Source organism: Pseudomonas sp. GM102 (assembly GCF_000282555.1).
Taxonomy (GTDB): Bacteria; Pseudomonadota; Gammaproteobacteria; order Pseudomonadales; family Pseudomonadaceae; genus Aquipseudomonas.
The window spans coordinates 22,346-31,182 of record NZ_AKJB01000095.1 but is presented as its reverse complement, the minus strand read 5'-3'; the positions used below and the strand labels follow the sequence as shown (position 1 = coordinate 31,182).

Below are 8,837 nucleotides of genomic sequence, written 5' to 3'. Positions count from 1 at the left end.
CGGCCAGTGGACGTACACCCTGGCCAATGGCACCGATGGTGTCGCCAGTGCGGTGCAGTCATTGAAGGCTGGCGAAAGTCATAATGAAGTGTTCACCGTGCAGGTCAGCGATGGCTTGGGCGGCGTCGATACTCAACTGGTGACTGTCACCGTCACCGGCAGCAACGACGCCCCGGTACTCAGTTTCGTGACCGGCAATGATGTCGGCACCGTGCAGGAAGACACCACCCTCAGCGTCAGCGGCCAGTTCAGCTCGGCCGACATCGATCACGATGCCACCGCGACCTGGAGCGTCAATGGCTCGGCTTCGGGCACTTACGGTTCGATTGCGGTGAATAGCAGCGGCCAGTGGACGTACACCTTGGCCAATGGCACCGATGGCGTCGCCAGTGCGGTGCAGTCGCTGGGGGCTGGCGAGAGTCACGATGAAGTGTTCAGCGTGCAGGTCAGCGATGGCCTGGGTGGCGTCGACACTCAGCTGGTGACCGTTACCGTCAGCGGCACTAACGACGCCGCCGTGCTGTCCTCGGCCAGCGTCACGCTGGCCGAAACCAATGCCCCGCTTACCACCAACGGCACCCTGACCATCAGCGACATCGACAGCGCCGCGACCTTCGTCGCGCAATCCAACACCGCCGGCAGCTACGGCCAGTTCTCCATCGGCACCAATGGTGCCTGGAACTATGTCGCCGATAGCGCTCACAACGAGTTCGTCGCCGGCACCACCTACACCGACACCTTCGTCGTGAGCAGCGCCGACGGCACCCTCACTTCGGTCACCGTGCATATCCTCGGCACCAACGATGCCGCCGTGTTGTCCGCCGACATCGCTAACCTCACCGAGACCAATGCCCCACTGACCACCAACGGCACGCTGACCATCAGCGACGTCGACAGCGCGGCAACCTTCGTCACCCAGACCAACACCGCCGGCAGCTACGGCCAGTTCTCCATCGGCACCAATGGTGCCTGGACCTATGTCGCCAACTCCGCTCACAACGAGTTCGTCGCCGGCACCACCTACACCGACACCTTCGTCGTGAGCAGCGCCGACGGCACCCTCACTTCGGTCACCGTGCATATCCTCGGGACCAATGATGCCGCAGTGCTGTCCTCAGCCAGCGTCACGCTGACCGAAACCAATGCCCCACTCACCACCGGCGGCAGTCTCACCATCAGCGATATCGACAGCCCGCAAACCTTCCAGGCCCAATCCGCTACCGCCGGCGCCAACGGAACCTTCGCCATCGATGCCGCGGGTAACTGGAGCTATACCGCCAACTCGGCCTTCGACTCACTTAATGTCGGCGACAGCCTGACCGACACCTTCACCGTACTCAGTGCCGACGGCACCTCGACTGCAGTGACGGTGACCATCAACGGCAGCAACGACTCGCCAACGATCACCTCCAACAGCGGTGGTACGACGGCTTCGGTCAGCGTGGCGGAGAACAGCACGGTGGTCACGACAGTGACGGCGACGGATGCTGATCTTGCGTCGCAAACCCTGAGCTACTCGATCCTGAATACGGCCGGAACGGACTTCAGCAAGTTCTCGATCAGTTCGAGCGGGGTGCTGACGTTCAATTCAGCGCCCGATTACGAGAATCCCCTGGATGTCGGTGGAGCTGACGGCGACAACGCCTACGTTGTGGACGTTCAGGTGGCCGACGGTAATGGCGGAACCGACACGCAGACGATGACGGTAAACGTGCAGAACGTAGTTGAAACTCCGGTTGATACCGTGGCACCGACGGTGGTAGTGACGGGGACCGCGCTAGGGAATTCGATCGGCTCAGTATCGACAGTCACTTTCCAGTTCAGTGAGACAGTAAGCGGTTTCAACCTTTCGGACGTCACGGTAAGCGCATCGGGACCAACGCCTCGCGGAACCTGGAGTAACTTCACGCAGGTAGACGGCGATACCTATACGGCGACGCTGACCAGAACGCTGATCGGTAGCGTGAAAGTCGACGTTAGTGCGAACAGCTACACCGATCTGGCGGGTAATGCTGGCGCTGCCGGAAGCAGTGCAAACCTTCCGGCTGGCGTTGCCGGCGAACCTATCAATCTAGCCCTCACTACTCCGTCGACCGATGTTAGCGGCCCGATAACGGTGTCAATCAGCGGTGTTCCCTCGGGATGGATATTCAATGCGGGAACCGACAACGGCGACGGCACCTGGACCGTGCAGACCAGCGATCCCGGCACATTGACGGTGACAACCCCAAGCGACTTCACGGGAGCGTTGGTGCTTGATGTCAATATGTACTGGAGCAATAGTGACGGCAGCGACGGCAGCGCCTATGTGTTCAACAACATCGAAGTCTATGCCCCCGACGCGCCAATCTTCGCCTTGTCCGCTGACGACAACCTGACTGGCTCGTCCGGTGCCGACACGTTCGTCTTCGCCCAGCCGATCGGCAACAACCAGATCTACAGCTTTGATGTCACGGCAGACAAGATCGACCTGATCGGCTTCGCCGGTGTCACCGGTTTTGCTGACTTGAGTATCGCTAACGACGCCAACGGCAATGCGCTGGTCAGCATCGGCTCCGGCCAGTCGGTCACCCTGAAAGGTGTCGATGCGGCGAACTTGAGCGAAGCGAACTTCCAGTTCGATGTGGACCCGGTCATGACCAATACCGGTACCCTCACCATTGCCGACGGCGCAATCATGCCGTTCGGTGGCAGCATCCATAACAGCGGCACCATCGAACTCGGCTCCACCGGCAGCGCGACCAGTCTCGAGATTCTGTTTCGTGGCGCGTCCTTGACCGGTGGCGGTCAGGTGCAGCTATCCGACAGCGCGCAGAACGTGATTTTCGGTGGCAGCGCCGACACCGTGCTGACCAACGTCGACAACCGCATTTCCGGCGCCGGCCAGTTGGGCGCCGGGCAGTTGGTATTGGTCAATGCAGGCTTGATCCTGGCCAGCGGACTGAACAGCCTGGTGCTCGATACCGGCACCCACACCATCACCAACAGCGGGGTACTGGAGTCCACGGGTGAAGGCGGCATGACGGTAGCCAGTGCGGTCGACAACTCCGGTCACTTGTGGGCCAACGGCGGCGACATGCGCCTGCTGGCCGACGTGATGGGCAACGGCAGCGCCACCATCGACGGCGACGCGACCCTGACCTTCTCCGGCGCCGCACACGGGTCCGTCGCCTTCCACGGCGAAGGTGCAGGCACGCTGGTGATCGCCCAGGCCGAAGCGGCGGGCTCGCTGGTCGGCATCCTCGGCCTGGAGAGCGATGACATGTTGACGTTCGGCAATATAGCCTTCGGCGCCAACACCCAACTCAGCTACAGCGCCAACGCCTCTGGCGCTGGCGGCCTGCTAACGGTGGACGACGGCACGCATCGGGCCGAGGTGAACCTGCTAGGGCGCTACACAGTGGAGGACTTCCAGGTCACCGACGGCGAGGCCGGTACCCAGGTCAGTTACAACGGCGCATCCAGCGGCACACTCGTGGGCAGCATGGCAGCAGACGCACTCAGTGGCGGCGACGGCAACGACATTCTCGCAGGTCGTGGTGGGGAGGACACGCTCAGCGGTGGCGCGGGAGCCGATATGTTCGCCTATCTCAACGCGGCTGAAGGCGGGGACACCATCCTCGACTACAACTTCGCCGAAGGCGACGCACTCGACCTCTCTGCCCTGCTCAGCGCCAACTTCGTTAGCGGTATCAGCCAGGCGTCCGACTTCGTCCAACTGGCGCAATCAGGCAGCGACATCACCGTGAAGGTGGATGCCGATGGCACAGCCAATGGTGCGAACTTCGCCGATGTGGCGGTTCTTGCCAACACTGGCACGAGCGGTACCGATCTGGTGCGCACCTGGTTTGGGGAGGCTGACCATACGCTGACGGCTTGATGTTGGGCTGGAGTTGAATCCACCGCTGCAGACAACCACAAAAAAGCCCCACCAGATCACTCTGCGTGGGGCTTTCAAATATATGGTGTCCCAGGGCAGGTTCGAACTGCCAACCTTCCCCTTAGGAGGGGGATGCTCTATCCAATTGAGCTACTGAGACACAAGTCGCCCGCAAGGAATGCGCAGCGATGGACGGCGTGCATGTTAACGGGCAGGCCCGCTTTTGTCATGTCGTCCGTAGGCTTTTTAAGTGTAGGCAGACGCCTCAAGGTGGCGTGGCTTTGTTTACCGTGCAAATTGCATCACCGCAAAATGCCATCATTGCAAAATGCAATGTGGGCATTTTGCAAAAATATCTTAATTCGTTGTTTTTAAAGGATTTAATAGCCGTTAGACTTTTGGCATGCGGGCTGCTTCGACTGTTCTCACAGAACACTGGAGATCAGCCCCATGAACAGCGCTCTTTTAGTCGCGAACGCAGTCGCTTTGGCGGTTCTGGTGGGTTTTCATTTCTTCCCCGAAAACGACGTTGCAACGATTGTTCAACGCATCCCCCATTACCTGCAACTGCAGAAAACGCCGCAGTTGGCAGTCATGAGCGATCAACGCGGTTTTGTCAGCCAAGAGGTGAGCCAGGAGGCTGTTCAGCTGCGCACACAGTCTTTCGAACGCTTGGTATTTTGAATCACCCCATCAGGAGCACAGCATGTCCAAATCAGCCGCAGGATTTTTCATCCTCGCTTTACTGAGTGGCATCCTTCATCTGTCATTGGTCCAGGACACGGTCGTCACCCTGCCCCTGATTGCCTGCGGCGTGTTCGGTGCGCTGTTCGTGCTGGCGCTGATCGCCGGGCGCAAGATCAAGTTCGATCCGGTGTTGCGCTGAGACTCAGTAGCTTCAGAAGATTGGCAACGGTGCCTGCAAGGTCGCCGGAGTTATCGAGGCGGCGGATCTGCAGATCACCGATTGAATCATCAGCGGTGAACAGCGCATTACGGTGCAGTCTTGCTTCAATTTCTGCCGGGCTCTCACGCCCTCGCCGTAGCAGGCGCTCGCGCAGGGCTTCATCCTTGACCGTCAACAGCACCGGCAATAGCGTGGGATAACGCTGTTGCGCTTCTGCCAGGTGCCCGCGCGAACCGTTGATCAACACATCGCGACCGTCCGCAAGCCATTGGTCTATACGCACAGGAATGCCGTAATTCAGCCCATTGGCTTGCCACGACAATGCAAAATCCCCTTTGGCTCTGCGTCGTTCGAACTCTTCGCGGGAAACCTCGATGGCGTCTTCCCCCACGGACTCTGCCGAGCGCGTGATAACGCGGCGCACGACTTCACAATTGCCCGCGCGCAGCGGCCCACGCGCAGCTTCGATGAGGCTGTCCTTGCCGGATCCCGAGGGCCCCATCAAATAAATCAGCCTGCCATCCATCCTGAAATTATCCCGCGCCACGTGCCCACACTAGTAAATCGGCCATTTGCCACTATCCTGTATAAGGTAAGGAACAAGGATCGAATCCGCATAGCATGCACCTTCAGGCGTCTTCGGGCATCACCTGTCGGGCAAGAGGACGCGGTTCAGCGATACGGACTCATGGATTATTTTCAAACCAGTCCGCATTTCTGATAATAGGTGCTGGCATTAAGCCTTTACCCAGATCAATATTTGTCACAGAATTGACGCCAATGATCTGGCTAATTTGAGGCATGATGCGCGCCTCTATCAATTCAGGTTGAACATTTGGCCGGAGTGCTTGTCCTATCTGACATCCTGCGGCCTATCCCGAGAACCGCTCCCCTGAACTAACCGGTTAAATATATGCGCCCATTGAAACAGGCAATTTATTCCAGCCGTACGGCTGACAAGTTCGTCGTACGTCTGCCAGACGGAATGCGTGAACGCATTGCCGAGGTGGCTCGCAATCATCATCGCAGCATGAACTCCGAAATCATCGCGCGCCTTGAGCAGAGTCTTATTCAGGAAGGCGCGTTGGGTGAAGAATTGAGCATGCGCCTGGACAGCCCCGAGCTGTCATTGCATGAACGCGAACTGCTGCAACGCTTCCGCCAACTCTCCCACCGTCAGCAAAACGCTCTGGTTTCGCTGATCGCCCATGACGCCGAAATGGCCGCAGACGCTTCCTGATTCATCCCGAAAGCTCAAGCCAGCGTAATTGCTGGCTTTTTTTTGCCTGAAATTTGGCTAAAAAAAACCCGCCGATTGGCGGGTAATACCGGTAAGTCAAGACGTAGAACCTGTGGGAGCGTGGCTTGCCCGCGAAGAACGCTGACGCGCAGTACCTGAAAAACCGCGGGGCATTTTTCGCGGGCAAGCCACGCTCCCACAGGATTCTCGTCGCCGATTGGCGGGTTCTTTTTAAGCAGGACGTTAAAGCAGGAAAATCGTCGCCAGCCCGAGGAAGATGAAAAAGCCACCGCTGTCGGTCATGGCAGTGATCATCACACTGGCACCCATTGCCGGGTCGCGCCCAAGCCGCGCCAGGGTCATCGGAATCAAAACCCCCATCAATGCCGCAAGCAACAGGTTAAGCGTCATGGCGGCGGTCATCACCACGCCCAGGGACCAACTGCCATAAAGCAGATAGGCCACCATGCCAATCACGCCGCCCCAGACCAGACCATTGATCAAGCCGACCGCCAACTCCTTGCGCATCAGCCGCGAGGTATTGCCGGTACTGACCTGGTCCAGCGCCATGGCCCGAACGATCATGGTGATCGTCTGGTTACCCGAGTTGCCACCGATACCGGCAACGATCGGCATCAATGCCGCAAGGGCTACCAGTTTCTCGATCGAACCTTCGAAAAGGCCGATCACCCGGGATGCAATGAACGCGGTAATCAGGTTCACCGCCAGCCAGGCCCAACGGTTGCGCAGGGACTTCCAGACTGACGCGAAAATATCTTCTTCTTCACGCAGACCCGCCATGTTGAGAACTTCGTTTTCGCTCTCTTCACGAATCAGGTCGACCATTTCATCGATGGTCAGACGACCGATCAGCTTGCCGTTCTTGTCGACTACGGGGGCCGAGATCAAGTCGTAACGTTCGAATGCTTGAGCGGCCTCGTAAGCGTCTTCGTCCGGATGAAAACTCACCGGGTCGCTGGCCATGACTTCCGACACTTGCTTTTCCGGGTCGTTGACCAGCAGACGCTTGATCGGCAACACGCCCTTGAGAACGCCGTCGTAATCGACCACGAACAGTTTGTCGGTGTGGCTTGGCAGCTCTTTGAGACGGCGCAGATAACGTAAAACCACTTCGAGACTGACATCCTCACGGATGGTCACCATCTCGAAGTCCATCAGTGCACCGACCTGCTCCTCGTCATAGGACAACGCGGAGCGGACGCGCTCACGCTGTTGATTATCGAGGGTTTCCATCAGCTCATGGACGACGTCTCGCGGCAGCTCGGAGGCCAGGTCAGCGAGTTCGTCGGCATCCATGTCCTTGGCCGCCGCCAGGAGCTCGTGATCGTCCATGTCGGCGATCAGGGTTTCACGAACCGAATCGGATACTTCGAGCAGGATGTCGCCATCACGATCAGCCTTGACCAATTGCCAGACCGTCAGGCGATCGTCCAGCGGCAAGGCTTCAAGGATGTAGGCAACGTCAGCGGAGTGCAGATCATCGAGTTTGCGTTGCAACTCGACGAGGTTTTGCCGGTGAACCAGGTTCTCGACCCGGTCGTGATGCGGACCTTCCTGGCGATGAGTCAGGTCTTCGACCACCCGCTGGCGCTGCAGCAGCTCAACGACTTGAGCGAGGCGGTCTTGCAAGCTTTCCTGCGTTTTCTTTACTTCAACTTCAGACATAGGCGAACTCCACTCCCAGCAGCGGGGCACGCCGGAAGGATCAATCGGTCAATTCATGATTGTAGAAACGGGGTACTGAGTAACTACTGGGTAAGTCCATGGAGGTATTCCACAAGCCCCGGCGGGGCTGACGGGCGCAATGATAACACCGCCTGATGGTTTTAAACGTTAAAAAATCGCGGCTGAAACAAGTGCTTGCGAGACAAACCTGAGCGCCATCCTGATCCATGAAACTGCGACGACTTATCCTGAAAAGAAAACACACTGCCGCCTGAAAATGTAATGACTACCCTTGATGGAGACCGTCATGGAGGACGTCGAATGCCATCGATTGCTCGTTACTTGCTTGCCGCCCTGCTCTGCCTGCCGCCCCAGGCGCTTGCTACGACCGTTCACCGGTGCGAAGCCGCCAATGGACACATCACCTTCACAACCTTGAGCTGTACGGCTGGAGAAAGCCTCTCACTTCAGGACGTACGCACTTTTTTGCCAGGCAGCGCGATACCCCTGATGCCAGAAGCCGATGCTCGCGAAACATCAGGTATGAAAATCCAAAGGAGAGAACCGACGGTCGTGGGTCAGTCCGAGGGCAAATGTGGAGATCTGCTCAGCGCGAAGGAACGCCGCATAGCGATCATCAATCAGCGAGTCGTTGCCGGCATGACTCAGCAGGAGGTCGAAAGCGCGCTTGGCAAGCCCGACAAGATCAGCACCCGCAATTCAGCCACAAGCTACCGCTACGACAACAAGCGAGGTCGTAGTGCAAACATCGAGTTCGACGAGAAAGGTTGCACCAAAGGAAAAGCCAAATCGCAGACGGCAAAAAGCCCGCGTTAAACGCGGGCTTTTTGTTGTTTGGTGCACTCGACAGGATTCGAACCTGTGACCGCTCGGTTCGTAGCCGAGTACTCTATCCAGCTGAGCTACGAGTGCATTTGTGTTTTTATACCAGATCACAACTGGTTGAAGCCAAGTTATTCACATTACTGCAAACAACTCTTAAATGGTGCACTCGACAGGATTCGAACCTGTGACCGCTCGGTTCGTAGCCGAGTACTCTATCCAGCTGAGCTACGAGTGCATTTGTTGCCGCGCATTATAGGCCGTTGAATCTTTTTGTAAAG

General features: G+C 57.9%; 7 protein-coding genes and 3 tRNA genes. 5 read left to right on the top strand and 5 right to left on the bottom strand.

All coding sequences use genetic code 11. The annotated features are described in order from the left end of the window. Positions 1-3,880: beta strand repeat-containing protein (locus PMI18_RS06800; protein WP_007904780.1), on the top strand; the 3,880-nt coding region annotated here is incomplete at its 5' end. An 83-nt stretch (positions 3,881-3,963) separates the two neighbouring features. Here the strand turns inward: PMI18_RS06800 and PMI18_RS06805 are convergent. Further along, positions 3,964-4,040: transfer RNA gene (locus PMI18_RS06805), tRNA-Arg, on the bottom strand. 290 nt (positions 4,041-4,330) lie between these two features. On the opposite strand from PMI18_RS06805, the gene PMI18_RS06810 reads away from it, so the two are divergent. Then, positions 4,331-4,564, top strand: a complete 234-nt coding sequence (locus tag PMI18_RS06810) for a hypothetical protein (RefSeq protein WP_007904779.1) — start codon at positions 4,331-4,333, stop codon at positions 4,562-4,564. Positions 4,565-4,586: 22 nt separating this feature from the next. Continuing rightward, positions 4,587-4,766 carry a PA3371 family protein gene (locus PMI18_RS06815; RefSeq protein WP_007904756.1) on the top strand — a complete coding sequence of 60 codons (180 nt, stop codon included), beginning with the start codon at positions 4,587-4,589 and terminating at the stop codon, positions 4,764-4,766. Here the strand turns inward: PMI18_RS06815 and phnN are convergent. Next, a complete protein-coding gene (gene phnN, locus PMI18_RS06820) occupies positions 4,741-5,313 on the bottom strand; it encodes a phosphonate metabolism protein/1,5-bisphosphokinase (PRPP-forming) PhnN (protein WP_007904754.1) in 573 nt (190 codons plus the stop codon). The two genes, PMI18_RS06815 and phnN, sit on opposite strands and share 26 nt — an antisense overlap. A gap of 387 nt (positions 5,314-5,700) precedes the next feature. On the opposite strand from phnN, the gene PMI18_RS06825 reads away from it, so the two are divergent. Next, positions 5,701-6,027: an Arc family DNA-binding protein gene (locus PMI18_RS06825; protein ID WP_003178899.1), complete on the top strand. Its 327-nt coding sequence runs from the start codon at positions 5,701-5,703 to the stop codon at positions 6,025-6,027. A 243-nt stretch (positions 6,028-6,270) separates the two neighbouring features. Here PMI18_RS06825 and mgtE read toward each other — a convergent pair whose 3' ends face one another. Beyond that, entirely contained in the window at positions 6,271-7,713 is a 1,443-nt protein-coding gene (mgtE, locus tag PMI18_RS06830) for a magnesium transporter (RefSeq protein WP_007904752.1), read from the bottom strand. Between the two features lie 321 nt (positions 7,714-8,034). On the opposite strand from mgtE, the gene PMI18_RS06835 reads away from it, so the two are divergent. After that, on the top strand, positions 8,035-8,550 hold the full coding sequence (locus tag PMI18_RS06835; protein WP_007904751.1) for a hypothetical protein: 516 nt from the start codon (positions 8,035-8,037) through the stop codon (positions 8,548-8,550). A gap of 19 nt (positions 8,551-8,569) precedes the next feature. On the opposite strand, the gene PMI18_RS06840 is transcribed toward PMI18_RS06835, so the two are convergent. Together PMI18_RS06840 and PMI18_RS06845 are read right to left on the bottom strand one after the other, a co-directional pair. Beyond that, a tRNA-Arg gene (locus PMI18_RS06840) sits at positions 8,570-8,646 on the bottom strand. Positions 8,647-8,717: 71 nt separating this feature from the next. Continuing rightward, a tRNA-Arg gene (locus PMI18_RS06845) sits at positions 8,718-8,794 on the bottom strand. Positions 8,795-8,837 lie beyond the last annotated feature (43 nt).